The organism is Methylocystis sp. sgz306128, from assembly GCF_056032725.1.
Genome location: NZ_JBVYWO010000007.1, coordinates 70,927 through 94,162, shown reverse-complemented (window position 1 = coordinate 94,162; position 23,236 = coordinate 70,927). Strand labels below are relative to the sequence as shown.

Annotated in this window: 26 protein-coding genes; 14 read left to right on the top strand and 12 right to left on the bottom strand. The window is 58.4% G+C overall.

Translation table 11 applies throughout. From position 1 onward, the window contains the following. Positions 1-16: 16 nt before the first annotated feature. The 6 genes from hisD (at position 17) to AC0N03_RS12275 (ending at position 4,965) form a co-directional block, all read left to right on the top strand. Entirely contained in the window at positions 17-1,327 is a 1,311-nt protein-coding gene (gene hisD / locus AC0N03_RS12300) for a histidinol dehydrogenase (RefSeq protein ID WP_474289093.1), read from the top strand. 172 nt (positions 1,328-1,499) lie between these two features. Next, positions 1,500-1,946: a DUF2141 domain-containing protein gene (locus tag AC0N03_RS12295; protein WP_474289092.1), complete on the top strand. Its 447-nt coding sequence runs from the start codon at positions 1,500-1,502 to the stop codon at positions 1,944-1,946. 2 nt (positions 1,947-1,948) lie between these two features. Further along, positions 1,949-2,746 (top strand): SDR family NAD(P)-dependent oxidoreductase, encoded by a 798-nt coding sequence (locus AC0N03_RS12290; RefSeq protein ID WP_474289091.1) that lies wholly within the window; start codon positions 1,949-1,951, stop codon positions 2,744-2,746. Positions 2,747-2,782: 36 nt separating this feature from the next. After that, positions 2,783-3,424, top strand: a complete 642-nt coding sequence (locus tag AC0N03_RS12285) for a TetR/AcrR family transcriptional regulator (protein WP_474289090.1) — start codon at positions 2,783-2,785, stop codon at positions 3,422-3,424. Between the two features lie 123 nt (positions 3,425-3,547). Further along, complete coding sequence (locus tag AC0N03_RS12280) at positions 3,548-4,087, top strand: hypothetical protein (RefSeq protein ID WP_474289089.1); 540 nt, start codon at positions 3,548-3,550, stop codon at positions 4,085-4,087. Positions 4,088-4,236: 149 nt separating this feature from the next. Next, a complete protein-coding gene (locus AC0N03_RS12275; protein WP_474289088.1) occupies positions 4,237-4,965 on the top strand; it encodes an SDR family oxidoreductase in 729 nt (242 codons plus the stop codon). 79 nt (positions 4,966-5,044) lie between these two features. Here the strand turns inward: AC0N03_RS12275 and AC0N03_RS12270 are convergent, their stop codons facing one another. The 3 genes from AC0N03_RS12270 to AC0N03_RS12260 all read right to left on the bottom strand — a co-directional run bounded on the left by AC0N03_RS12270 (position 5,045) and on the right by AC0N03_RS12260 (position 8,153). Next, positions 5,045-6,322, bottom strand: coding sequence for an SMP-30/gluconolactonase/LRE family protein (locus AC0N03_RS12270; protein ID WP_474289087.1), 1,278 nt, complete (start codon positions 6,320-6,322; stop codon positions 5,045-5,047). 105 nt (positions 6,323-6,427) lie between these two features. Continuing rightward, a complete protein-coding gene (locus AC0N03_RS12265; protein WP_474289086.1) occupies positions 6,428-6,850 on the bottom strand; it encodes a MarR family winged helix-turn-helix transcriptional regulator in 423 nt (140 codons plus the stop codon). A 70-nt stretch (positions 6,851-6,920) separates the two neighbouring features. Then, positions 6,921-8,153 carry an NnrS family protein gene (locus AC0N03_RS12260; protein ID WP_474289085.1) on the bottom strand — a complete coding sequence of 411 codons (1,233 nt, stop codon included), beginning with the start codon at positions 8,151-8,153 and terminating at the stop codon, positions 6,921-6,923. Between the two features lie 167 nt (positions 8,154-8,320). Between AC0N03_RS12260 and AC0N03_RS12255 the strand changes: the two genes are divergently transcribed. After that, positions 8,321-9,019 carry a Crp/Fnr family transcriptional regulator gene (locus tag AC0N03_RS12255; protein ID WP_474289084.1) on the top strand — a complete coding sequence of 233 codons (699 nt, stop codon included), beginning with the start codon at positions 8,321-8,323 and terminating at the stop codon, positions 9,017-9,019. Positions 9,020-9,059: 40 nt separating this feature from the next. On the opposite strand, the gene AC0N03_RS12250 is transcribed toward AC0N03_RS12255, so the two are convergent. The 6 genes from AC0N03_RS12250 to AC0N03_RS12225 form a co-directional block, all read right to left on the bottom strand. Beyond that, the gene (locus AC0N03_RS12250; protein WP_474289083.1) at positions 9,060-9,692 is read right to left on the bottom strand and encodes an SCO family protein; all 633 of its coding nucleotides are present in this window, start codon (positions 9,690-9,692) and stop codon (positions 9,060-9,062) included. Next, positions 9,685-10,500, bottom strand: coding sequence for a formylglycine-generating enzyme family protein (locus AC0N03_RS12245; RefSeq protein WP_474289082.1), 816 nt, complete (start codon positions 10,498-10,500; stop codon positions 9,685-9,687). The genes AC0N03_RS12250 and AC0N03_RS12245 overlap by 8 nt, the downstream gene beginning before the upstream one ends. A 10-nt stretch (positions 10,501-10,510) precedes the next feature. Then, positions 10,511-11,947: a copper-containing nitrite reductase gene (gene nirK / locus AC0N03_RS12240; RefSeq protein ID WP_474289081.1), complete on the bottom strand. Its 1,437-nt coding sequence runs from the start codon at positions 11,945-11,947 to the stop codon at positions 10,511-10,513. A gap of 153 nt (positions 11,948-12,100) precedes the next feature. Beyond that, complete coding sequence (locus tag AC0N03_RS12235; protein WP_474289080.1) at positions 12,101-13,243, bottom strand: NnrS family protein; 1,143 nt, start codon at positions 13,241-13,243, stop codon at positions 12,101-12,103. Positions 13,244-13,247: 4 nt separating this feature from the next. After that, entirely contained in the window at positions 13,248-13,841 is a 594-nt protein-coding gene (locus AC0N03_RS12230; RefSeq protein WP_474289079.1) for a UbiX family flavin prenyltransferase, read from the bottom strand. Beyond that, the gene (locus AC0N03_RS12225) at positions 13,838-15,367 is read right to left on the bottom strand and encodes a UbiD family decarboxylase (RefSeq protein WP_474289143.1); all 1,530 of its coding nucleotides are present in this window, start codon (positions 15,365-15,367) and stop codon (positions 13,838-13,840) included. The genes AC0N03_RS12230 and AC0N03_RS12225 overlap by 4 nt, the downstream gene beginning before the upstream one ends. 112 nt (positions 15,368-15,479) lie before the next feature. Here AC0N03_RS12225 and ubiT point away from each other — a divergent pair, with 112 nt between their 5' ends. From ubiT to ubiV, 3 genes are read left to right on the top strand one after another with little or no spacing between them, the layout of a single operon-like run. Further along, positions 15,480-16,031: a ubiquinone anaerobic biosynthesis accessory factor UbiT gene (gene ubiT, locus AC0N03_RS12220; protein ID WP_474289078.1), complete on the top strand. Its 552-nt coding sequence runs from the start codon at positions 15,480-15,482 to the stop codon at positions 16,029-16,031. Next, positions 16,022-16,999: a ubiquinone anaerobic biosynthesis protein UbiU gene (gene ubiU, locus AC0N03_RS12215; RefSeq protein WP_474289077.1), complete on the top strand. Its 978-nt coding sequence runs from the start codon at positions 16,022-16,024 to the stop codon at positions 16,997-16,999. Before ubiT ends, ubiU begins: the two co-directional genes overlap by 10 nt. A 30-nt stretch (positions 17,000-17,029) precedes the next feature. Further along, on the top strand, positions 17,030-17,926 hold the full coding sequence (gene ubiV, locus AC0N03_RS12210) for a ubiquinone anaerobic biosynthesis protein UbiV (protein ID WP_474289076.1): 897 nt from the start codon (positions 17,030-17,032) through the stop codon (positions 17,924-17,926). Positions 17,927-18,019: 93 nt separating this feature from the next. On the opposite strand, the gene AC0N03_RS12205 is transcribed toward ubiV, so the two are convergent. After that, entirely contained in the window at positions 18,020-18,532 is a 513-nt protein-coding gene (locus AC0N03_RS12205; protein WP_474289075.1) for a hypothetical protein, read from the bottom strand. Positions 18,533-18,824: 292 nt separating this feature from the next. Here AC0N03_RS12205 and AC0N03_RS12200 point away from each other — a divergent pair, with 292 nt between their 5' ends. Beyond that, complete coding sequence (locus tag AC0N03_RS12200) at positions 18,825-19,478, top strand: phosphoribosyltransferase (protein ID WP_474289074.1); 654 nt, start codon at positions 18,825-18,827, stop codon at positions 19,476-19,478. 38 nt (positions 19,479-19,516) lie between these two features. Here AC0N03_RS12200 and AC0N03_RS12195 read toward each other — a convergent pair whose 3' ends face one another. Further along, positions 19,517-19,936 carry a DUF3775 domain-containing protein gene (locus AC0N03_RS12195; protein ID WP_474289073.1) on the bottom strand — a complete coding sequence of 140 codons (420 nt, stop codon included), beginning with the start codon at positions 19,934-19,936 and terminating at the stop codon, positions 19,517-19,519. A gap of 286 nt (positions 19,937-20,222) precedes the next feature. Here AC0N03_RS12195 and AC0N03_RS12190 point away from each other — a divergent pair, with 286 nt between their 5' ends. Both AC0N03_RS12190 and AC0N03_RS12185 read left to right on the top strand, forming a co-directional pair. Continuing rightward, positions 20,223-21,572: an erythromycin esterase family protein gene (locus AC0N03_RS12190; RefSeq protein WP_474289072.1), complete on the top strand. Its 1,350-nt coding sequence runs from the start codon at positions 20,223-20,225 to the stop codon at positions 21,570-21,572. A 30-nt stretch (positions 21,573-21,602) separates the two neighbouring features. Then, positions 21,603-22,247 (top strand): dienelactone hydrolase family protein, encoded by a 645-nt coding sequence (locus AC0N03_RS12185; RefSeq protein WP_474289071.1) that lies wholly within the window; start codon positions 21,603-21,605, stop codon positions 22,245-22,247. A 3-nt stretch (positions 22,248-22,250) separates the two neighbouring features. On the opposite strand, the gene AC0N03_RS12180 is transcribed toward AC0N03_RS12185, so the two are convergent. Further along, positions 22,251-22,544, bottom strand: a complete 294-nt coding sequence (locus AC0N03_RS12180) for a c-type cytochrome (protein WP_474289070.1) — start codon at positions 22,542-22,544, stop codon at positions 22,251-22,253. A gap of 338 nt (positions 22,545-22,882) precedes the next feature. Here AC0N03_RS12180 and AC0N03_RS12175 point away from each other — a divergent pair, with 338 nt between their 5' ends. Then, positions 22,883-23,221 carry a P-II family nitrogen regulator gene (locus tag AC0N03_RS12175; RefSeq protein ID WP_474289069.1) on the top strand — a complete coding sequence of 113 codons (339 nt, stop codon included), beginning with the start codon at positions 22,883-22,885 and terminating at the stop codon, positions 23,219-23,221. Positions 23,222-23,236 lie beyond the last annotated feature (15 nt).

The following is a 23,236-nucleotide window of genomic DNA, read 5'->3' as shown; positions in this document are numbered from 1 at the left end:
TCTGAAAGCCAAAGCCATGAAATATCTGAAAAAAGCCGGTCGATCCGCCGAATCGGATCAAGGAGACGTGCGCGCGATTGTTGAAAAGATGCTGGCGGAGATTGCCGCAGGCGGCGAGAGCGTCGCGCGCAAACTTGCGATGGAGCTCGACAAGTGGAATGGCGAGATTCTTGTCTCGCCCGAAGCACGCAAGGCTGCGGCTGCGCTGGTGCCGGAGAAGCTGAAAGCCGATATCCGCTTCGCCCATGACAATGTGCGCCGGTTTGCCGAAGCGCAGCGCGCAACGATTACGGATTGTGCTGTAGAGATATTGCCCGGACTTATCGCCGGACAGAGGCAGATCCCGGTTTCGGCGGCAGGGTGTTACGTGCCGGGAGGGCGCTATAGCCATGTGGCGAGCGCGATCATGACAATCACCACCGCCAAGGTCGCGGGTGTTCCGCATATAGCGGCCTGCTCGCCGCCGCGTGCCGGGGTAGGAATTCCGCCCGCGATCATCTATGCGATGGATCTGTGCGGCGCGGACATGATCCTGAATATGGGCGGCGTACAGGGCATAGCTGCCATGGCGAACGGGCTGTTTGGCCTGCCCAAGGCCGACATTCTGGTCGGGCCGGGCAATCAATATGTCGCGGAGGCCAAGCGCATTCTTTACGGCCACGTCGGCATCGATATGTTTGCCGGCCCGACTGACAGCATGGTTGTCGCCGACAGCAGTGCCGATGCGGAAATGGTCGCCAGCGATCTGGTCGGGCAGGCCGAGCATGGCTACAACTCGCCGGTCTGGCTCGTGACCACTGATGCGGGCCTTGCAGAGCGGGTTATGCAGCTTGTTCCGGCATTGATTGATACTCTGCCCGCATTGAACCGAGACAGCGCCCGCGCGGCATGGGCCGATTATGCGGAAGTTGTCCTTTGTGAGAGCGCCGAGGAAATGGCGGCCGTTGCGGATCGATATGCGCCGGAGCACCTGCACGTGCAGGCCAGAGATCTTGACTGGTGGCTCCAGCGCTTGCGCGCCTATGGCTCGCTGTTTCTGGGCGAGGAAACGACGGTCGCCTTCGGCGATAAGGCGTCCGGCCCCAATCATGTGCTGCCGACATCGGGTGCGGCGCGTTATACCGGCGGGCTATCCGTACATAAATTCATGAAAACTGTGACATGGCAGCGGGCGACACGCGCTGCCGCCCGGCCTCTGGCTGAAGCGACAGCAAGAATTTCCCGCCTCGAAGGCATGGAGGGGCATGCCCGGTCAGCCGATATCCGGCTTGCCAAGTTCTTCCCCGATGAGGTGTTTGACCTGAGTGCTGCCGATTTGCCGGCTTGATGGAACGCTGGTGGCGGATGACCGGCCCGGCGCAAGCCGGGCAGGGGGCGGAAGTCTCAGACAGATGCGCTGAGACGCATTTCCTAATCTAAGCATTTCTTAAATTGCGATTGACAGGCAGCGTATTGTCTATCTAAATATTGCTTAGATAAACAATACGAGAAATAAAATCATGAATAGACATGTTCTGGCTTTAAGTCTTGCGCTCGTTTCTGCAGCGCCTGATCGTGTTATGGCAAATGATGCTAGTAAAAATATACGCGTCAATATATCGGATATTCGTAATACTTCTGGAGATATCGAGTGCTTGTTATTTGATTCTGCCGATGGATTTCCTGAAGATACAAGCAGAGCTTACAGAGTTTTGCATGTCGGCATCGATGCAGATCGCGCTGTCTGCGAATTCAAAAATGTCGCTCCGGGGACTTATGCCGTGATCGTCCTGCATGATGAGAATGGAAATAAGAAGTTGGACAAAAACCTGTTGGGCATACCGCAGGAGGGCTATATGGCCTCAAACAATGAACGCCCGCTTCTCTCGCCGCCCCGATTCAGGGAAGCTTCTTTCACCTTCAACGGGAATGACCTGACCACCCTCAAAATCGGCATGCGGTACTGATCATGGATAATCTGAAAAACAAGACCGCGCTGGTAACCGGGGCCTCTTCGGGCATAGGACTAGCCATCGCCCGCAGGCTTGCCGCCGAAGGTGTCAATCTGGTTCTGGTTGCGCGTTCGCAAGCAGTTCTCATGCGGCTTGCCGATGACCTGACGACGCAGCACGGCATATGTTCAACCGTTGTGGCGCTCGATCTGGCGCAGCCGGATTGCGGCCGCAATTTGCTGCAGGAACTCGATTCCAGAAAAATTTCTATCGATATTCTGGTGAACAATGCGGGTTTTGGGACATATGGCCCGTTTGAGACGCTCTCACCTGAAGCGGAGCAGAATGAGATTGCCGTCAATATTTCGGCGCTGGTCAGTCTCGCTCATGCCTTTATTCCCGGCATGCTTGAGCGCGGTGCGGGGTGGGTGCTGAATCTGGCGTCAGTTGCGGCTTTCCAGCCCGGTCCCTATCTGGCCGTTTATGCAGCGAGCAAGGCGTTTGTGCTCAGCTTCAGCGAAGCGCTGTGGGCTGAATATCGGGGGCGGGGCGTGCATGTTGTCGCGCTCTGTCCCGGACCTGTGGATACTCCGTTTATTGATAAGCTCGGGAATGAATCAGTGCGTGAAACATCTGTTTTCTCGCAAAGCGTTTCTGCTGATTACGTGGCCGGGCAGGCGCTCAAGGCTCTTCGCGGAACGGCGCCAACCCGTATAGCGGGATTCAAAAATTGGCTTATGGCCAATTCTGTCCGCTTTGCGCCAAGACGTCTGGTTGCAAACAGCAGCGCAAAAATGCTCAGGCCTCCGCGGTAGGGAACTTTTGTAACCGGCCTGATAAACGGTAAGAGAATGAACAAGAAGCTCAGTTATCATCACGGCGATCTGAAGCGGACGCTCATCGATGTCAGCCTGAAGGTTGTCGAAGAGCACGGTGTCGGCCATCTCAACCTCAGAGAGCTGGCAAAGCGGGCAGGGGTGTCATCCGGCGCGCCCTATCATCATTTTGCGGATCGTTCGGCTTTGCTTTCAACTATTGCCAGAGAAGGCTTCGAGAGGCTCGAATCCGCCATGCTGCGCCACCTCAGCTCTGAGACAGGAGACGCCGGCGCCAGATTGGAGGCGCTTGGGCGCGCTTATGTACTGTTTGCCTTGTCTCATCCGGGACATTTTAAAGTGATGTTTCGCGGCGACGTGCACGACCGGGCAGATCTTGCGCTCTCAAGATCGGGCGAGCGCGCCTTTCAATTATTGCGTGACGCCGTTTGCGAATGTCAAAATTCAGGCGTTGCTCCGAAGGGCGATCCAGAGCCGTATGTGCTTCACGCCTGGGCAACCGTGCATGGGCTGGCAGAGCTTCTGGTCGACGGTGGCTTGAAAAATATATCAATAGATGCCGATCGGTTGCCCGGGGTCATAACCGGCCTGACCCGGAGCATGTTCGGCGCGCTGGCCGACGCGGACGTTGCAAAATCCGCCGACACACATGCGTGAGCCGGTCCTGCATTGAATATGAGACGATCGCAATAGTGTGAAATCCGGGTTCCGGAATCTTGCTTTGCAAATAGTGCGCGGGTGATTAAAGCTGCTGCAGGTTTAACTTAACAGGACATTTCAATGCTGCGCATCGCCTTGATCATGGCTCTGCTTTTTCCTCTGCAGGCCTTTGCCCAGACCATGCAACATCACCACATGATGGCGATGCCAGCCACGCTGCCCACTGAGTCCGGCCAGAGCGCTTTTGCCGCGATTCAGGAAATTGTCGGGATATTGGAAGCCGATCCAAAAACGGACTGGAGCAAAGTCAATATCGAAGCCCTGCGGCAGCATCTCATTGATATGGACAATGTCACCCTGCGTGCAGACGTGAAAAGCGAACCTGTCGAAGGCGGAATGCGGTTTGTCGTCTCCGGCGTCGGCCCGGTAAAGGATTCGATTCAGCGCATGGTGCTCGCCCATGCTGCGACGATGAACGGTGTCGACCGCTGGCAGTTTACAGCAAAAGAAACGGATACCGGGGCAGTTCTGACCGTGATTCCACCGGCAAAAGACGTCAATAAATTGCACGGACTCGGCTTTATTGGCGTGCTCGCGCAAGGCATGCATCATCAGCAGCATCATTTGATGCTCGCGCTGGGGCACGATCCGCATCAATGAGCGTAGTTGGCCGGGCAGCGGCAAAAGCAGCTTTTTGGCAGCCAGCGGATAACCGGACTTCCTGTTCCGGGGCCGGTTGACCCATATCGTCAATGATGCACAGATAGGCCATTATGTCCGTCTCTGGCGCCGGGAAGTGGGGAAACATCATGGCTGAAGCAATTTCTGGCAAGGTGATGATCATCACCGGCGCCAGTTCGGGTATTGGCCGGGCCGCCGCTCGTTTATTTGCATCCAATGGCGCAAAACTCGTTCTTGTTGCACGCTCTGCCGAGAAGCTTGCGGCTCTTTCGCGCGAACTTGGCACGGAAACGCTCATCATTCCGGCGGACCTGACCAAGCCCGCCGATGTCGAATCGGTGATCGCCCGGACTGAACGTGCGTTCGGCCAGATTGATATTCTTTTTGCCAATGCGGGCTCTTATATTTCCGGCAATGTCGCGGAGGGTAACGCCGACGCGTGGGACCGGATGATCGAACTCAATGTGAATGCGGTTTTCCGGTTGGTGCGCGCCGCGTTGCTCGGCATGATCAGTCGGAAATCCGGCGATATCGTCATCACTTCTTCAATTTCCGGTCATCAGGCTATCCACTGGGAGCCGGTCTATTCTGCCACCAAACACGCCGTGCAATCGTTCACGCACGGTGTACGCCGTCAGGTTGCGCCGCATAACGTCAGGATTGGCTCGCTTGCTCCCGGCATGGTGTTGAACGAACTCTGGGGCATCACTGATCCAAAGGAAATCGACCGCCTCGTCAGCGAGCACAAGGGACTCCGGTCTGAAGATGTCGCCGAGGCTCTGCTCTTCATGCTGACCCGTCCGGCGCATGTCGCCATTCGTGATCTTGTCATTCTGCCGCAGAATCAGGATCTGTGAACGTCAGCCGGATGGTTTGTGTCTTGCTGCGAATTCAGGTGAACACGTCCGGCGCGGATGATGGCCGGACGTGGTCGGTTCACGGCTGAGCGTAGGGCGTGAGCGCAATCAGTTCACCGCGCGTATGCGGGCCGCCGGTAAAGGCGCCGCCGTCCGTGACCACATAAAGCGTGCCTTGATCGTGTTCGCTACGTCCGAATGCCGCATCCGTTGCGCCTATGATGTGCTGCCTTGCGTCGGCGACAATTGTCCTTGTGCCGTCAGGCGCGATCCGCACCAATGTGTTGTAGGGATGCGTGGTGATGAAGAGCGATCCATCCTTGCCAATGGCGAAATCGTCACCCGGAATGCCAGTTCCGACGATAGCCGGAGGATCGAAGCGTCCGTCGGATTCAAGCGAGAACTTCAGGACTGACGTCGAGTCCGAAACGGTTACGAACATGTCGCGATCATGAAACCGGAGGCCGTTCGCGCCCGGAGCGAGGGCGATGAAAGGACGCGCGGAGAGGATTTTGTTCTCGATGACATGCTCGGCCTGCCCCGTACGCGGATCAACCCGCCAGATCAGCCCCAGCGCGCTATCCGACGAATAGAGCATGCCGTCCGGGCCGAAATCCAGCCCGTTCGGCCAGGCACCGGGCGGGAGTTGCGTCATGAACTTGGCCTCGCCGTCCGGCAGAATACTCCAGATGCCCGGAGTGCGGCCATTGCTGGCCATGTAGATGGTTCCATCGGCCGCAATTGCGAAAGCGCCGGCCGTCGATCCCTTTGGCAGGTTCAGGATCACGCGCTCGGAACCGTCCGAACTGCGCGCGATCACTTGTCCGCGGGCGTTCCGGTAATAATCACTGACTGAGAAATCCAGATCGCGGTTGGCCGCGAGATAAAGCGTGCCGTCCGCACCGGCGCGCACGCTCTCGAACCAGACGCCCTCGTCATAGGTTTTGATGACGCGCGCCGGGATGGGCTGATAGGGCAGGCTGTCGGCCTTTGGCAGGCTGAGAACCTTTAAACCGAGAGGCTGGCAAAGAGCGACGCCGATCGATGCAGCGACAATCGTCGCAGGAACCGGCCAATATCGGGCAGGGCCGCGGATGGTCAAGGTTATGAGGACCGCGATAGCGATAAAGACAGAGAGGCTTGCGACAAAAAATGCCAGAAACGGAACGAAGACGGCAGTAAGAAGACCCAGTCCGGCAAATCCGGAAAGTGTCGCCGCAATGCCGCGCGCCCATGAAGCCGCGCCCGAACTGCTCCGCAGTGCTTTGATTGCCCTCGGCGGGAGAAGGATCGCCAGCCCCAGAAGCAGCGTGCTTGTTCCGGCGAAAATCTGCAAGGTATAGGTGAGTATATTCATCTGAAACTCCGGTAGCTTGCTAATGAAACGAATAAAGTAAGATATCAGTAGCTTCCTACTATTATAGATATGAAGCTAAGAAATAGGCGTAGATAAAGATTTATTCTAAATTTCGTCCAGATTCTTCTCGATCCGGCTTAATGATCGCATGAATATTTTGCGTTCTTCATCCGTAAAGCCCCGGAACATCTGCGCCACCAAGGCATCGCCGGCATCGCAGAATTCCTTTGAAGCGCAAAGCTGACGCGCGTGGGCCGACATGTGGATAGTTTTGATCCGTCCGTCGGTACTGTCCGACCTGCGGACGATATGCCCCTCGCGTTCCAGAACATCGAGAATATTGGTCAGCGTCGGCGATGCTATGGCCAGCCGCCGCTGAAGTTCGCGATGCTCCAGCCCGTCGTGATGCAGTAATAACTGGAGCACGTCGAATTGCCCCCCCGTGAATTTGAACGGCTTGACCGTGTGCTCCAGCGCGCGGCGCAGGGCAAGATAGGCACGTTTAAAATCAAGGGTAGGATGCGACATATCAGTAGCTTCCTATTTTTATCCGGATTTGTCAATCGCCAATTTGCGAAGACGTTGATTCACCCGGGCATCAGCGTCTGAGCGAAGGTCCTGTGAGGACACGCCAGTAGGCTATGCTGAAGGCGAGGAATCCGGCAACCCAAGATGTTGCGGCCAGTTCGAGCAGGCGCATGCTCCACTCCGGCCGCAATGCCGCGCAGATCCGCAGAAGAGCGGCAATCACCAGCAACGCATAGACCGCCTGCACGGCAGGGCTCGCAACCAGTGCGCGGCCGGTATGGCCAAGGCTGGCGCGCGACATCACCGCCATGATCATCAGCGCCGCCGCGCCGATGGCCCAGGCGTGTATGCCTACCGAGGGCGGCAGCAGGCCGAAGCTGGCCGCCGCGCCAAGAAAAAATCCGACAGGAACAAAACCATAGGCCACGTGCAGCACCAGAACGAGACGAGCCCTGATTGTCCTGTCGCCCCGCCAGCGCGCCAGCCGAACGGATTGCAGCACACCGGCGATGAACAGCAGCGCTCCCGTCACGAGCGTGGAAGGCAGAACGATCCAGCCGAGCAGGGCGGGAACCGAAACCGCAAGAGCAGCCATATCCATCCTGCCGAAGGCGGCGGGCAGTGCGCCGGGGTTCTCCCGGGCCAGCCAGTTGCGGGTGAAACTGGGGATGATGCGTCCGCCGATCAGCATGATCAGCACTATTGTCGCCGCCAGCCCGATACGGATGCCATATTGCGCTTCGCCAAAACGGAGCGCCTCGATCTGGAACGTGAGATTGCCCAGCCAGAGCACGGCCAAAATTGCCGCAACCTTGAGATTGTGGGTATTTTTCGCGTGAACGAGTTCGCGCAGGACGACGCCGATCAGCGTGGCCATGAATGCGAGATCGACAAGGGCGGCGGGTATTGCGCCAATGTAAGCGGAAGTGGCCATGGCCATGCGTCCGGCCAGCCAGAGCATAGTCAGCCCGACAAGCGGCAGTCCGTTCAGCGGCAGGCGTCCCGTCCAGTTGGGAATTGCGGTCAGCAGAAATCCGGTGATGATTGCCGGGAAGAAGCCATAGAGCATCTCGTGAACATGCCAGTCGCGGGGCGCAAAGGCCGTGGGCAGGCTAAGATCGCCGAAATAGAGCGGCAGCCAGAGGATGATCGCCAGCGCCGCAAACAGGGAGCCGAGGAAAAAGAACGGCCTGAATCCATAGGAGAAGAGCGCCATGCCCTGATAGGGCCGGAGCCGGGGCATAGGCGTGCGCGGCAGCAGCCCAGCCTTGGCGGCCGTCTGTCTTTTCTGCGGGATAGTCATTTTTAATGTCCTCGAACCGTTGAAATCAGTCGGCCGACATTAGTGCGCTGCCGCTCGCCCCTCTTTGCTGTGCCGCAATAATCGGCAAGGAAATCGCTGATGCTTTGGCAGTCGCCAAACGTTGCCGGATTCGCTATCAAGGTGGCCGGAAAGGTGAAATATAGTGCATGGCCAATCTTGATCGCTCCATTGTTGCAGGTCTCGGCATATTCGATGAATGGAAGGACGCCGACGTCGATTCCGTTCTCTTGCTTGCCCGCGCCGCCCGCTACGCCAAGGGCGACAATGTTTTTGTTCAGGGCGAGGACGCCACCTCGTTCTTTCTGCTTCTGAACGGCCATCTTCAGGTCTCGAAGCTCAATGCCGACGGCAACAGGGTGGTGCTGCGTTATATCAACCCCGGCGAGATGTTCGGTCTTGCCGTGCAGATGAGCCGCGACAGCTACCCCGCTACGGCGAGGGCGGTGGTGGAGAGTCTGGCGCTGGTCTGGCCGTCGTCGTCATGGGCTGAACTTGTGGGGCGTTTTCCGCAACTCGTCAGCCATGTCATGGTGGAAATGGGCAGCCGCCTTTCCGATGCGCAGGCGCGCATGACCGAACTGACCAGCGAGGCTGTCGAACAGCGCGTCGCCCGCACATTGCTCAGGCTGATCCGTCAGGCGGGCCGGCAGATCGATGCCGGAACCGAGATTGATTTTCCCATCACGCGGCAGGATCTTGCTGAAATGACCGGCACGACGCTTTTTTCCGTCAGCCGGATTTTGAGCGCATGGGAGGCCGAGGGGCTGATTGGCGGCGGCCGTCAGCGGATCGTCATTCGCGCGCCGGCAAGGCTGGCGCAACTGGCTGACAGCAAGCCGGAATGAAAGGCCGCGTCCGGCGCCTTTGCTGCACATTTTGCGCGCGTCAGGGCTGCATGGCTGCTTCCATCCGTAATTTCTTGACGAATTCGGCTGAATTGGCCTGCGTTCCCGCCTGCTGAAAGGCGATACGGCCCTGCCTGTCCAGCAGGGTGATGAGATTGGAATGATCGAAGCTGCCGTCCTCGTTGCGGCGATAGCGCAAGCCGAGCGCCGCAGCCAGTTCGCGGATATCGCCCTTGGCGCCGCTGAGCAGCGTCCAGCGCGCGGGGTCAAGGCCGTGCTCGCGCGCATAATCCTTGAGATGGGCCGGTGTGTCGATGTCCGGGTCAAGCGAAACGAAGAGGAATTTTACATCTTCCATTCCCTGCCTGCTGGCGCTGCCCTCGATCCAGAGCATGTCGGCGACAATAGCCGGGCACATATCCTTGCAACTGGTATAGGCCATGGCCAAGACGATCATACGTCCGCGCAGATCGCCGAGCGCGATTGTCTTGCCGTCTTCGCTGGTCCATTTCGAATCCAGATTATAGAGCGAATCACCTGATATCGGCGCCGTTGCCGGTGCCATCTCATGTTTCATGTCATGGGCGGCGGCAGGCAGAACCGCACCCGCCAATGCGCAGCCGATGAGCGCGCAGGCCAGAATCCTGCTTGTCCGGCGAGATGCTTTATTCATGATCTTCTCCAACACAGCGGAAACCGACATTGTCGGTTGTATAGGCGGCCTTGAGGCTGGTGCGCAGGGCATAGCGCATGAAGCCCGGATAATCGGTGGCATCGCGGACGCCCGTACTGCCATTGCCACAAAACTGGGCGCTGTCCTTGCTATCGGTGTTGCGTTGTTCGGTGCCGGTCATGAAGCTGTCGAAATCCAGTGTCCACTCCCAGACGAGACCGACAAGGTCCCGGATGCCGTAACTGTTTGCCTCCGTCTGGCCGACATCGGCCAGCACGGCGGGGTTGGGCGCGCCGAACCAATCGAGCGCACGCGCGTTGATCTCGTCGCGGTTCCGGCCCCCGTCGGCCAGCGCATATTCCCATTGATCGGTTGTCGGCAGGCTCTTACCCCGCGCCTTGCAATAGGCTTGCGCGGCAAACCACGAAATATTGGTCACAGGTTTGCGGGCAGCGCTCTGGCCGCCGAAATCTTCATCCGAGGTCCAGCTTTGAAGATAATGCGCCTCCGCAAACAGTCTTTTCACCTGCGACCTGCGCCATTGTGCGTGGGTCTGCGTGAAAGCAAGAAACTGGGCGTTGGTGACCGGCGTTGTATCCATGCGGAAAGCATCGACGCGCACGGGCTTCGCCGTGCCAGGTGCCTTGCCTTTGCCGGGATTGGGTTGAAAGAAGGGCGCGAACAGACCCGCAGGGACCCGAGCCATGCCGGAAGCTTGAAAGGCAACATCGGCTTCGCCGGGAGCGGCGCTGGCCGGGGTTAACCCCCCGGCCATGCCTACAAGCGCCAGAAGGAGCGCATACCGCATCGTCAAAATCCTATTCAGGCTTGACGCGGCTGGCCTTGACCTCGGCTGGCAGCACATCGAGACCGGCATTGTCCCATTTGCTGTAGATATAGGTCATCACATTGGCAATATCCTCGTCCGGCAGATCCCAAGCTGGCATGACGCCGTTGAATTCATGGCCATTGACCTTGAGCTTGCCTTCCAGGCCGCCGGTGATGGTTTTGATGGCGCGGATCTTGTCGCTGTTGAGGTAGTCGGATTTGGCCAGCGGCGGAAATGCATCCGGCACGCCTTCGCCATTGGCCTGATGACATGCGGCGCAGTTGTTTGCGAATATGCCTTCGCCCTGCTTGATGCGCTCGGCCTTGTCTTTGGCGGCGGGCGCGGGCTTGGAAGGCTGATCAGCCACGCGGATGCCAGCGCCTTCAGGCAGATAGACCTCGTCGCTCATTTTTCCGGAATAGATCAGCTTGTTCTCTTCACCTGCGACCTTGAGCTGGGCCAGCGCGCCGCGGTTGAAGGCGCGGGTCAGCGAATGATCGACGATGATGAACGTGCCCGGCACACTGAGCTTGAATTCGGTAATCACTGCGCCACCCGCCGGAATCATGGTGGTCTGCACATTGTGTACCGGCCCGCTCATATTCCCTTCGGCGTAAACGGTGTCGAAGATCTGACCGATAACATGGAAGGACGAGGTCAGGTTAGGGCCGCCGTCACCCACAAACAGGCGCACGGTTTCACCGGTTTTTGCGGTGAGCGCATGATCGCCGACCGTCGAGCCGACAGCACCGTTGAACACGACATATTCGGGCTTCTCGTCGATGGCCTTGACCATGCTGAACGGCTGAAGGCCCTGCTCGCCATTCGTGCCTTTGGTGTAGAAATCGCTCTGCATCACATAATATTCGTGGTCAACCTTCGGCAGGCCTTCCTTCGGTTCGACGAGGATGAGACCGTACATGCCGTTGGCCACGTGCATCGCCACAGGCGCGGTGGCGCAATGATAGACATAGAGCCCCGGATTGATGGCCTTGAATGAAAAGACCGATGTATGCCCCGGTGCGGTGAGCGAGGCTGCGGCCCCGCCGCCGGGACCGTTGACGGCGTGAAGGTCGATATTATGCGGCATCTTGTTGGCCGGATGGTTTTCAAGATGCATCTCCACCAGATCGCCTTCGCGCACGCGGATGAACTTGCCCGGCACCTTGCCGCCGAACGTCCAGAATGTGTAATTTACGCCGTCAGCCAGCCGCCCTTCCACTTCTTTGATTTCGAGACGGATCACGACTTTGGTGGCGTGATCGCGGTGAATTGCCGGGGGAACCTCCGGCGCGTCGGTTATGACCGCGTTCTCTTCGCCGATAACGGGATCATTGATGTTTTCTTCTCGGCTGGCCGCCAGACTGACGCCCGCCAGCAAGACCGACGCCAGGAGTGCGCCAGCGCTTCTGATCGGAAATTTCATGATATTTTCTTTCTTTTTAATGATTTGGTTCTTGAAATGTTGATGTCTTCCAGAGTCTTGGAAATTTGCCCCTCCAGAATGCGGCTGAAATCTAGCCGCAAAGGCCCGGCCTGACCTTGCGCTAGCGCAAAGACTTTTCGCGGCGGCCGGTTTCTAAGGCTGCCGGTTCAGCCAGACGCGGGAAAAAGCGAGAATGAAAAGTGCGTATCCCAAAATCCAGAGCGTCGAAGCCAGCGTCAGCAGCCCCAATCTCTGGTCTGGTGCGGCTTCGGCCGACAGACGGGCCAATGCTGCCAGAAGCAGGCAAAGGCAGGCGGCGATCTGCGGCTTTGACGATGTGAAGGCCATGCCCGAATGTTTTCTTATCATGCTCGACATGACGCCCAGACACATCAAGCCAACCGTGAGTATTGTCCAGACATGGATGGCCGCGCCCATGTTTAAAAAGCCGGGATAGGGTCCGCGCAGCGCCATCAGCGCAAAACCGAGCGGAATGCCGGCATAGCCTGCATGGAGAATCATGATTTCCACCTTTGCGGCGATACGCCAGAAGCGCCATTGCAGCAGGCGGACAGCCTGTGCGAGGGCCGCGAGCGCGCAGGCGGCGAAGGCGGGGACCGAATCGGGGAACATGCTCCACACCACCAGCGCAACGCTGGCTATTGCCACAGTTGTATGGTCGATCCAATCCCGTGAATTTTGAATATCAGCTTCATCTGAGCGCGAGAGATAACTCAATGTCAGACTGGGAATGACGCGGCCGCCGACTGTCATGACAAAGGCAATCACCGCGGCGAGCGCCATTCTGCTCCAGACCTCGCCCTGCATCGTCAGGGGCTGTTTCCCCGCGACTGCGATCGCGAAGGTCAGGATGCCAAGTATGGCGACAAATTGCAGGTTGCGGCTGTCCCGCGCCCGGATCACCGCCGAGGCCGTAATCAGCGCCAGAGCGGCTACAAAAGTGGCAGCCAGCGCCCAGGCGGGGCCGGGCAGGGCCGAATGGGCGATCCGCCCGCTCAACCACAAGGCGGCCAGCGCGAGCAGCGCGTCGATCTTCAGCGGAGGACGCCCTGTCCATCTTGGCAGCGCCGTCAGGAGATAGCCCGCCATGCTGGCCGGAACGGCTCCGAAGAGAAGTTCCTGCCGGTGCCAGACCGCGGGCGGCAGGCTGGCCCATCGCGCCGGAGAAAACGCCGATCCGGCGTCAAGCCATGGGGTCACCCCATAAATCGCGTCAACAGCGGCAAGCGGATAAAAGATCCGGAAAGACATGCTGCGCGCGATGTTCAATTTCATCCGCTCAATCCCGGACGGCAGTGCCGGTCCATTCGCGCGAGGGCAGGGGCCCCGCCTTCAGATCGAGCAGATTGATGATCCGCCGGGCCATGTGGTCGATCATCTCGTCGATCGATCCCGGCTTGAGATAGAAGGCGGGCATGGGCGGCGCAATGATTGCGCCGATCTCGGAGGCGCGGGCCATGGCGCGCAGATGCCCGAGATGCAGCGGGCTTTCCCGCACGGCCAGCACCAGCCTGCGGCGCTCCTTGAGATGCACGTCGGCGGCCCGCACCAGCAGGTTGTCGACATGGCTGTCGGCAACGGCGGTCAATGTGCGGATAGAGCAGGGCGCGACGATCATGCCGCTGGTGCGGAACGATCCGCTGGCGATGCTGGCGCCGATATCGGTGAACGAATGACAATGGCCAGCCAGACGGCGCACGTGATCCAGCGCGCCGACGCCGACTTCCTCGGTTAATGTGCGCTCGGCGGCAGCCGAGACAATGAGATGGATGTCGCAGGTTCGCGTCGCGGCCAGAAGTTCCACGATACGCACACCAAGAGCTGCGCCCGATGCGCCGCTGAAGCCAATGACAACACGGTCGGTATGCATCATCTCTCACCCCGCTTCGCGGCCTTTGCAGCAGGCAGGCCGAGTCTTGGCCAGAGCGCATCCACGCGCGCAATGGTGGCCGCGTCCATCGCCAGCACTTCGCCCCATGCGCGGTCCGTCTCGGGGCCTATCTTGTTGGTGGCGTCGATGCCGAGTTTGCCGCCGAGGCCCGGCTTCGGCGAGGCAAAGTCAAGATAATCAATCGGCGTATCGTCGATTCTCACAAGATCGCGCGAACTGTCCGAGCGCGTCGAAACCGCCCACATAACATCAGTCCAGTCGCGCACATCGATGTCTGCATCGACGATGATCAGGAGCTTGGTGTAAGTGAGCTGGGGCAGGAGCGACCATAACCCCATCATCAGGCGGCGCGCCTGACCGGGATATCTTTTGGCAATGGAGGCAACGGCGATCCGGTAGGAACATGCCTCGGGCGGCAGCCAGAGATCGACGATTTCCGGAAATTGCCGCCGCGCCAGAGGCAGGAAGAGCTCATTCAGCGCTTCGCCGATGCGCGAGGGCTCGTCGGGCGGGCGGGCGGTGAATGTGGAGAGGTAGATTGGCTTTGACCGCATGGTAATGGCGGTCACGTTCATGACGGGAAAATTCTCAACCGAATTGTAATAGCCCGTATGGTCGCCATATGGCCCCTCAGGCGCTGTTTGCGTGGCGGAAACCATGCCCTCGATGACGATCTCCGCTTCGGCGGGCACGGTCAGGGGCACACTCACGCAATTGACCACATTTGGCCGCTCGCCGCGCAGGATTCCGGAAAATTTCAGCTCGGAGACACTCTCAGGCAGCGGCAGCACTGCGGCCAGTATGGTTGCGGGATCCGCGCCTATGACAATAGCCACAGGCATATCCCTGCCGAGCGATGTCCACTGATGATGGTGTTTTGCGCCTCCGCGATGGGCCAGCCAGCGGATGATGACGCGATCTTTCCCCAGAACCTGAATGCGATAGACGCCGATATTATCCTCTCCGTCCGGCGAATTTTCCGGCGGACGGGTTATGACCAGCGGCCAGGTGATGAGCGGCGCCGGTTCGCCCGGCCAGGGCACCTGTATCGGCAGGGACGCAAGGTCGATGCCGGCTCCCGTGAAAACCTGTCTTTGCGCCGGCGCGGCACTCTGCAGTTTCGGACGCATGGAAATCACGGCCTTTGCCAGAGGCAGTTTGCTCCAGGCATCGCTCAGACCCTTCGGGGGACGCGGCTGGCGCAATTCCGCCAGAGCCTCGCCGAGTGCGGAAATGGCGCCGGGCTGGATGCCCATGCCCCAGGCCACGCGCTCAACCGTACCGAACAGATTGGTCAGCAGAGGAATGTGCGAAGGTGTGCCGTCTGCCTTTACCGGACGCTCGAACAGCAGCGCCGGTCCTTCGTCTCTGAGGATGCGGCGATGAATTTCCGTGATGTCGTGCACGACGGATACGGGTTCACGGATGCGCAGCAACTGCCCGGCACCTTCAAGATGCATGACGAAGTCATTGAGATTTCTGAATGGCGGAAGGTCGCGGCGCAGCAATGGAAGTTCCTCGGCAGGGCGCATCTTTCTCTCGTGCCTTCTTTGCCGTCTTTGATCTAGCGCAATGAGCGTTCCTGTCCGACCGGCTAACCCAAGCGCGGAGGTTATTTGAATGTCCTCGCCCAAATCTTCCATTGCCAAAGTCCCGCCGCTGGTCAGCCTTGCGATACGTCCCTTGCCTTTGCTGCCCTTGCAGCCTCTGCTGGCATTTACGCTTTCCCGCATTTGCGCGCGTCATCCGGGGCTGTTTGACCGCCTTGGCACCTATGCGCACAAGCGCTTTGGCATCAGCCCGACCGACCTGCCGTTTGCCTTCATACTTGAGCCCAGGCCGCGCCGGGCCAGCCTTATGGCGGTAAGGCAGGTGCCTGAGCAAATTGATGTCCATATTTCCGGCCCCATCGCGGGTCTTGTCGGTCTTGTCGGCGGTGATTTCGACGGGGACGCCCTGTTTTTCTCGCGCGATCTGCGTATCGAGGGCGACGTGGAAGCGCTGCTCGCGTTGCGCAATGCCATCGATGACGCGCAGATCGATCTTATCGGCGAAGTGCTCGGCGATTTCGGATTAGCAAATACGCCGGTGGAACGCGTGCTGCGCGGGTGGTTGCCGCAGCCTGCGGCGCATGAGGAGCCGGTCAAACGCGAGGAGCTTTCATGGAGCTGATTTGCCCAGCCGGTACGCCGGCGGCCCTCAGAGTCGCGGTCGAGGCCGGCGCGGATGCAGTCTATTGCGGTTTTCGCGATGAAACCAATGCCCGCAACTTTCCGGGCCTGAATTTCTCGCGTGAGGAACTGGGATCGTCCATTGCCTTTGCGCATGGCCGCGGGGTCAAGGTTCTCGTGGCGATCAATACATTTCCGCGGGCCGGTGCGATGGATATCTGGCACCGGGCCGTCGACGATGCTGTCGAGGCGGGTGCGGATGCGCTGATTCTGGCGGATGTCGGCCTGCTCGCCTATGCTGCGCGACGTCATCCCGGCCAGCGGCTGCATGTTTCGGTGCAGGCGGCGGCGGCAAATGCCGATGCCATTCGCTTTTATGCCGAGGCTTTCGGGGCGCGGCGCGTAGTTCTGCCGCGCGTGCTGAGCGTGCCGGAGATTGCGGCCATCACCCGTGAAACCGACTGCGAAACCGAGGTCTTCATTTTTGGCGGTCTGTGCGTGATGGCAGAGGGGCGTTGCTCTTTGTCTTCCTATGCAACTGGAAAATCGCCCAATATGCAGGGCGTCTGCTCACCCGCGAGCCATGTCAGCTATCGCGAGGAACACGGCAGGATGGTCTCCCGTCTTGGCGCATTCACCATCAATATTTTCGGGGCGGGCGATGCGGCTGCCTATCCCACATTGTGCAAGGGAAGGTTTTCGACGGCTCTGGGCGACGGATATATATTCGAGGACCCTGTCAGCCTTGACGCTGCAACTCTGCTGCCTGCGCTGCGCGATGCCGGTGTCACCGCTCTCAAGATAGAAGGGCGACAGCGCAGCCGCGCCTATATCGAGAATGTTGTCCGCTCTTTCCGTCAGGCGCTGGGTGCGCTGGACTCAGGCCTTCCTGTGGATACACGGCAGCTTGCCGCCATGAGCGAGGGGCAGAGCACGACGGTCGGCGCTTATCAAAAGAAATGGCGCTGATTTAATTGCGCCTCGCGAAGGATAATCTCCATGCAGCTTACATTAGGCCCAGTTCTCTATAATTGGCGGGCCGATATCTGGCGGGACTTTTATTTCCGCATCGCCGATGAAGCTCCGGTTGATGTTGTCGTGGTCGGGGAGGTGGTCTGCTCCAAACGCTCGCCCTTCTTCGCCGAACATCTGCCTGCCGTCATCGATCGGCTGCAGGCGGCAGGAAAGCAGGTGATCGCCGCTTCGCTGCTGCTTGTCTCCCTGCCACGCGAGCGCCGGCAGATGGCGGAACTGGCTGCGGGCGACGACCTGATGGTCGAGGTTAACGATCTCTCCTGTCTTCAACCTCTGATCGGACGTCCGCACAGCATCGGCCCGTTCGTCAATGTTTACAATGAGGACACGGCCGCATATTTCGCAGCACGCGGCGCCAGACGCATCTGCCTGCCGCCGGAATTGCCGATTGACTCGGTGGCGACCATCGCGGCCGCAGTGCCGGACGTCGTGACGGAAGTTTTTGCTTTCGGCAAGGTGCCGCTCGCCATATCAGGCCGCTGTTATCATGCGCGCATTCACAAACTCTCGAAAGACAATTGCCAGTTTGTCTGTGAGAAGGACCCCGACGGGCTCGCCGTCAAGACGCTGGATGGCTCGGGATTTCTTTCCATCAACGGGGTTCAGACACTCTCGCATACATGCGCCAGTCTTATTGGCGACATAAGCGCACTCAAGGCCGCTGGCGCGGGTGCGCTGCGCCTTTCGCCGCACAGTTGCGATATGGTGAAGGTCGCTGCGCTTTTCCGGGATGTCATCGACGGCAGGCGTGAGGCTGGTGCCGCAAACGGGTCGCTGGGAGAAATCTACACAGAAACGCCGTTTTCCAATGGTTTTCTGCACGCAGTTCCGGGCGCTGAATATATCGTGGCTCGGACGTAACTCACGCCAAATTCTGGCGCTCTGACCGCCGCCTGCCCGGAGAGGCGAGCGGACCAGACAGAGCGGTTACATAATTCGTTGCTAAATTTGCGTTCAGGATTGCGGCTCGTCCGAACGGAAATAACCCTCGGTGCGCCGGTCGAAAACCTGTGCAGAACTTTCTTCGCGCCCGCAATCGTCCGAGGTGTTTTTCTCGTCGCCGACCCAGCATTCCACAGTGGCGGTCTTTGTGTCGGGATCGTCCGACCCTTCCGCCTTATTATAGCCGATAAAGCCGAGAAATTCGCCATACATGGTCAGATCGACAGCGTTGAGAACCACCTTTCGTGTGGACACCCACATTGTTTCGTCGTTGAAATAGGTGATCGCCACCTCGATGCGCATATAGCATATCCGGTCCCTGGCATTGTATTTTGCCGTGTATTTTCCACTGAGATCGATTGCGTCCGCGCGCAGATGCTGGCGCTGGTGGTCCATATAATCCCTGTAGGTCGCCTGCGCATAGCCTTCGCATTTTACGCGCTCGTCGAGCTTTTGCGCATGGGCGTGCGAAATCGCCATCAGAAGGGCGATACATATCGAAGGAAAGATATTTCGCAGGGTCATGGCTTTATAAGTCTTGAATTAAATGATTATGGTTCTGTATCGCAACCACTTAACGCTGCGTAAGCAGCTCCATCATTGCAATGGATCAAATTCCCGGCAAATTGTTAACGCTTGAGGGTGATCTATCCTCTGGCTGACCGATCAGAATGCCCAACCGTCTGGAAGCCAATAGCGTCACGACGTCAGCCCCTTCATTTGATGAAGATCATGGCTAAGGCGGCGGATTTGGTGCAAGTCTTGCAAAATAGGAATCCGCGCTCCTCCTGAGCGGAAAGCCGGACGAGGTGATGTCATGCCGTTCGTCAACAGGGCTGATGCAGGACGCAGACTGGCAACTGCTCTCTTGTCCTACAAGGAAAAAAGGCCGGTCGTGCTGGCACTGCCGCGTGGCGGCGTTCCGGTGGCTGCCGAGATCTGCGCCAGACTGGATGCACCGATTGACCTGCTGCTCGTGCGCAAGATTGGAATGCCCATGCATCCGGAACTCGCCATGGGCGCTGTGGTGGACGGTGCGGCCCCGAGCCTCGTGCGCAACGAAAACATCATAGCGCGCGGCGGGATCACAAAAGCCGAGTTCGATGCCGTCTACAAGAGCGAACTGGCCGAAATCGAACGCCGCCGACTGCGCCTGCTGGGCTCGCGGCACGCCGCGCGGCTGAAGGGACGGGTGGTGATCGTCGTCGATGACGGCATCGCAACCGGCGCGACCATGCGCGTGGCGCTGCAAGCAGTGCGTCAGCAGGAACCCAAGGAACTGGTGCTCGCGGTGCCTGTGGCGCCAGCTTCGACACTGGAAGCCCTGCGCGGCGAGGTTGATGCGGTTGTCTGTCTCGAGGCTCCGGCAGATTTCGACGCCGTGGGTCGCTATTACCGGGATTTCCGTCAATTGGAAGACGACGACGTCCTTGCCATTCTGGCCAGCATTCCCGATGACGGCAGCGCCTGAAGCGCAGCGCCGGATCCGTCAATCTGCTTTTGTCGCATTCACAGATGCTCGGTTTCCATATCCGTGCAGGTGACGTCGAACTGCGCCAGACCCTCTTCCAGAAAATCGGCGAGTTGCGGTATGCCCAGAAGATAAGCGGCAGTTCTGTTGTTATGCGCACGGGCGGCCTCTGTGCGGATTGCTTCCCAGTCGGCAAGTGCGCCGTCTCCGCGGCCAAGCCATGCCAGCGATACAAGATCGATCTGCTCGTCCTCGTTCAGGGTGTCGATGCAGCTTGTCAGCTCAAAACGTACCGGATCATTGGCGTGATCCTCAAGAACCGCGCGCATATTGTCGTCGCTGGCGTTCGAGCCGGGATTGGGCTCGCTCACACCGTCCTTGGCGTCAAATTCTCTCGCCTTGATGATGATATAGCAGACTTTGTCCGGCGAAATGGCGAGGGTGGGAGCTTCTATCATGACCTGTCTCCGATCGGGAAAAATCCGCAGGTCATTTATAGCGCAGCAAGGAAAATACGCCTTGCGCCGCGTCAATTGCAGGGAAATGATTTTTAGCCCCTGAGAAACACCTTGCCTGATCCTGACCAATATCAAAGTGCAGCGAATGCGTTTGTTGTACACTCAAGCATCGAGAACAGGCCGGGACCGTTCGCGGGAACATCAACGCTTTCAGTGTCTTGGACAGCCTTCCGGATGAATGTTGGTGTGCTGGTTCTGTATGCCGGCGAGCATTGGAGATCAGCCGATGAAACTGCAGATGCATCTCCTGAGTGAGATTATCGATAAGGCCATTCCCTTTCATCACCGGCTTTATGACTATGAGGCTCTGGTGCATTTCATCGGTGACGCCCGCTTCGTGCTGATCGGCGAGTCGACACACGGCAGCGAGGATTTTTACAAGATCCGCGCCGAACTTACACGCAACCTGATCGCCCATCACGGCTTCGATGCCGTGGCGGTTGAGGGCGATTGGCCAGATTGCTACCGCGCCAACCGATATGTGCGCGGCTCGGCCAATATTGCTGACAGCAGGGCTGCTTTGAGTGGCTTTCAGCGCTTTCCCGCCTGGATGTGGCGCAACAATGCAATGGTGGAATTTCTCGACTGGCTGAAGGATCATAACGAGGGCCGCCTTATGCCACAGGAGAAGGTGGGCTTTTACGGGCTTGATCTTTACAGCCTTCACGCCTCGATCGAGGCGGTTATCGCCTATCTCGAAAAGGTAGATCCCGCTGGCGCAGAAGCGGCCAGGCACCACTATGGCTGTTTTGACCATTATTATGCTGAGAATCCGCAACAATATGGGCTCAACAGCTTTTCCGGCACGATCAGGTCCTGCGAAGGCGATGTCGTGCGCCAACTGGCGGCGCTGCGCCAGAGCGCCCATGATTATATCAAGCGCGACGGCTTTGCCGCCGGAGAGGAATTCTTTTGCGCGGAGCAGAATGCCCGGGTCGCCGTCGATGCCGAGGAATATTATCGCACGATGTTTGCCGGGCGGGTTTCATCATGGAACCTGCGCGACAGCCATATGGTTGAAACCCTGAATGCCATTGCCGGTCATCTGAGCGATGTGCATGGACGCGAGGCGAAAATTGTCGTCTGGGCGCATAATTCGCATGTCGGAGATGCGCGCGCCACGGAAATGGGCGATTCCGGCGAGCATAATATCGGGCAACTGGTGCGTGAACAATTTGGTTCACGCCAGACCCGGCTGATCGGTTTTTCAACCAGCCGGGGGAATGTGACGGCTGCCTCGCGCTGGGATGGCGACGCTGAATGCAAGACCATCATTCCGGCCATGGACGAGAGCTACGAGGGCCTCTTTCACGATACGAATCTGGGGGATTTCTGGCTCAACCTGCGGGAAGACAGTGTTTTCCGTACGCATATCAACCTGATGCGTCTGCAGCGGGCGATCGGCGTTCTTTATCTGCCGCAGTCCGAGCGCCGCAGCCATTACTTCTTTGCGCGTCTGGCTGACCAGTTCGACGCGATGATCCACATCGACCGGACGACGGCGCTGCGGCCGTTGGAAACAACTCCGCGCTGGCACAAGGGCGAAGTCTACGAGACATATCCATCTGGCTTCTGAATCCGGCAGATGGTTTCGGCGGAGCGTAAGATGAATGAGGGTAAAGTCGTTCTCCCTGTTGGCTCGGTTTCTCTTGTCGGCGATCTTGCCGTGCCGGAGGGAGCGCGCGGCGTTGTGGTTTTTGCACATGGCAGCGGCAGCAGCCGATTAAGCCCGCGCAATCGCTTCGTCGCCAGAATCCTGAATGAGCGCGGCGTTGGAACATTGCTGATAGATTTGCTCACGCGGGACGAGGAAATTATCGACGAGCGAACACGCGCGCTGCGATTTGACATTAAAATGTTGGCTGAACGTCTTGAAAAAATAGGTGAATGGACTTTGAAAAATGTACTGTCCCACGAGATGCGCCTTGGATATTTCGGCGCCAGCACCGGCGCTGCGGCGGCTCTGATCGCCGCCGCGCATCAGGGCGACAGTGTTGCGGCAGTGGTTTCACGCGGCGGGCGGCCTGATCTGGCCCTGTCAGATCTGGCCGAAGTCGCTGCCCCCGTGCTTTTGATTGTCGGCGGCGAAGACATTGCCGTGATTTCCATGAACAAGCAGGCGCTGGAGCGACTTAACAGGAAATCCAAGCTCCATATTGTTGCGGGGGCAACCCATTTGTTCGAAGAGCCCGGCGCAATCGATGAGGTTGCGAGCCTTGCAGCCGACTGGTTTTCTCAGGCCTTCGGCTAAAATTCAGCGCGCTTCAACGGCGGTGCGGATGTAGGCTACCAGATCGCCAATTTCGGCGCGCGACAGGTTCATGTCCGGCATGCGTGGATGAGAATGCGCAAGAAAATTGCTCAGGCTGTCGTCATCTGTGAATTTTGCGGCAATTGCTGCAAATGTTGGCGCCTGGGTGTTGCCGCTTTTTTGTTCCTTGGACGTGATGTGGCATTCCGCACACCAGTGTTCCGCCAATTGCTGCCCGCGCACGCTGTCGGCGGCATTCGCCTCTGGCGGCAGGGAGAAGGCGAAGGCCGGCAGCAAGAAAACGGGCCAATAGCGCAATGCTTGCATGGTGCCCTCACGAGTGAGCGTCTGGGCAGCAGTCTACCATAGGAAACCATAAAGGCCAGCGTGCGGGGGAAGCGCAAACATAGATCCGCACAATTCCAATGACGCCTAAATTTTAATAGATTGCTGATTTTTTGAGCAAATTATGATTATTTTTTAATCAGATTATCTTGCGGCATTTTTTACGCCTTCAAAGCGCCTGAAAAGCCAAGGCCTCTCGATGCGCCGCCTTTGGCATGAATCTTGATTACCAATTAGGCAAATTTGGCTGATAGCGCTGAATTGTGATGCAGCAAGAATAAGGTTTTGCCATGAAATTCATCACTGCCGTGATTAAACCCTTCAAATTGGAAGAAGTGCGCGATGCGCTGAACGCCATTGGTGTGCATGGCATGACAGTTACGGAAGTGCGGGGCTATGGCCGCCAGAAGGGGCATACCGAGATTTATCGCGGGGCGGAATATGTGGTGCATTTTCTGCCCAAGATCCGGCTTGAACTGGCGGTGCCGGATGAACTCGCCAGCCATGTCGTCGATGTCCTGCGCGATACGGCGCGCACCGGGCAGATTGGCGACGGCAAGATTTTCGTCCTGCCGCTGGAGCGCGCTCTGCGTATCCGCACCGGCGAAGCGGATGATGAAGCGCTCTGATCCACATTAATCGGG

What these genes read in the sequence shown, in the direction of transcription:
- AC0N03_RS12295 (WP_474289092.1), top strand. Translation starts at nt 1,500, where the DNA reads ATGAATAGACATGTTCTGGCTTTAAGTCTTGCGCTCGTTTCTGCAGCG.
- AC0N03_RS12270 (WP_474289087.1), bottom strand. Translation starts at nt 6,322, where the DNA reads ATGAATATACTCACCTATACCTTGCAGATTTTCGCCGGAACAAGCACG.
- AC0N03_RS12260 (WP_474289085.1), bottom strand. Translation starts at nt 8,153, where the DNA reads ATGACTATCCCGCAGAAAAGACAGACGGCCGCCAAGGCTGGGCTGCTG.
- AC0N03_RS12265 (WP_474289086.1), bottom strand. Translation starts at nt 6,850, where the DNA reads ATGTCGCATCCTACCCTTGATTTTAAACGTGCCTATCTTGCCCTGCGC.
- ubiU (WP_474289077.1), top strand. Translation starts at nt 16,022, where the DNA reads ATGGAGCTGATTTGCCCAGCCGGTACGCCGGCGGCCCTCAGAGTCGCG.
- AC0N03_RS12275 (WP_474289088.1), top strand. Translation starts at nt 4,237, where the DNA reads ATGGCTGAAGCAATTTCTGGCAAGGTGATGATCATCACCGGCGCCAGT.
- AC0N03_RS12280 (WP_474289089.1), top strand. Translation starts at nt 3,548, where the DNA reads ATGCTGCGCATCGCCTTGATCATGGCTCTGCTTTTTCCTCTGCAGGCC.
- hisD (WP_474289093.1), top strand. Translation starts at nt 17, where the DNA reads ATGAAATATCTGAAAAAAGCCGGTCGATCCGCCGAATCGGATCAAGGA.
- AC0N03_RS12250 (WP_474289083.1), bottom strand. Translation starts at nt 9,692, where the DNA reads ATGAATAAAGCATCTCGCCGGACAAGCAGGATTCTGGCCTGCGCGCTC.
- AC0N03_RS12290 (WP_474289091.1), top strand. Translation starts at nt 1,949, where the DNA reads ATGGATAATCTGAAAAACAAGACCGCGCTGGTAACCGGGGCCTCTTCG.
- AC0N03_RS12185 (WP_474289071.1), top strand. Translation starts at nt 21,603, where the DNA reads ATGAATGAGGGTAAAGTCGTTCTCCCTGTTGGCTCGGTTTCTCTTGTC.
- AC0N03_RS12235 (WP_474289080.1), bottom strand. Translation starts at nt 13,243, where the DNA reads ATGAAATTGAACATCGCGCGCAGCATGTCTTTCCGGATCTTTTATCCG.
- AC0N03_RS12200 (WP_474289074.1), top strand. Translation starts at nt 18,825, where the DNA reads ATGCCGTTCGTCAACAGGGCTGATGCAGGACGCAGACTGGCAACTGCT.
- ubiT (WP_474289078.1), top strand. Translation starts at nt 15,480, where the DNA reads ATGTCCTCGCCCAAATCTTCCATTGCCAAAGTCCCGCCGCTGGTCAGC.
- AC0N03_RS12255 (WP_474289084.1), top strand. Translation starts at nt 8,321, where the DNA reads ATGGCCAATCTTGATCGCTCCATTGTTGCAGGTCTCGGCATATTCGAT.
- AC0N03_RS12285 (WP_474289090.1), top strand. Translation starts at nt 2,783, where the DNA reads ATGAACAAGAAGCTCAGTTATCATCACGGCGATCTGAAGCGGACGCTC.
- AC0N03_RS12230 (WP_474289079.1), bottom strand. Translation starts at nt 13,841, where the DNA reads ATGATGCATACCGACCGTGTTGTCATTGGCTTCAGCGGCGCATCGGGC.
- ubiV (WP_474289076.1), top strand. Translation starts at nt 17,030, where the DNA reads ATGCAGCTTACATTAGGCCCAGTTCTCTATAATTGGCGGGCCGATATC.
- AC0N03_RS12195 (WP_474289073.1), bottom strand. Translation starts at nt 19,936, where the DNA reads ATGATAGAAGCTCCCACCCTCGCCATTTCGCCGGACAAAGTCTGCTAT.
- AC0N03_RS12190 (WP_474289072.1), top strand. Translation starts at nt 20,223, where the DNA reads ATGAAACTGCAGATGCATCTCCTGAGTGAGATTATCGATAAGGCCATT.
- nirK (WP_474289081.1), bottom strand. Translation starts at nt 11,947, where the DNA reads ATGAAATTTCCGATCAGAAGCGCTGGCGCACTCCTGGCGTCGGTCTTG.
- AC0N03_RS12205 (WP_474289075.1), bottom strand. Translation starts at nt 18,532, where the DNA reads ATGACCCTGCGAAATATCTTTCCTTCGATATGTATCGCCCTTCTGATG.
- AC0N03_RS12245 (WP_474289082.1), bottom strand. Translation starts at nt 10,500, where the DNA reads ATGCGGTATGCGCTCCTTCTGGCGCTTGTAGGCATGGCCGGGGGGTTA.
- AC0N03_RS12175 (WP_474289069.1), top strand. Translation starts at nt 22,883, where the DNA reads ATGAAATTCATCACTGCCGTGATTAAACCCTTCAAATTGGAAGAAGTG.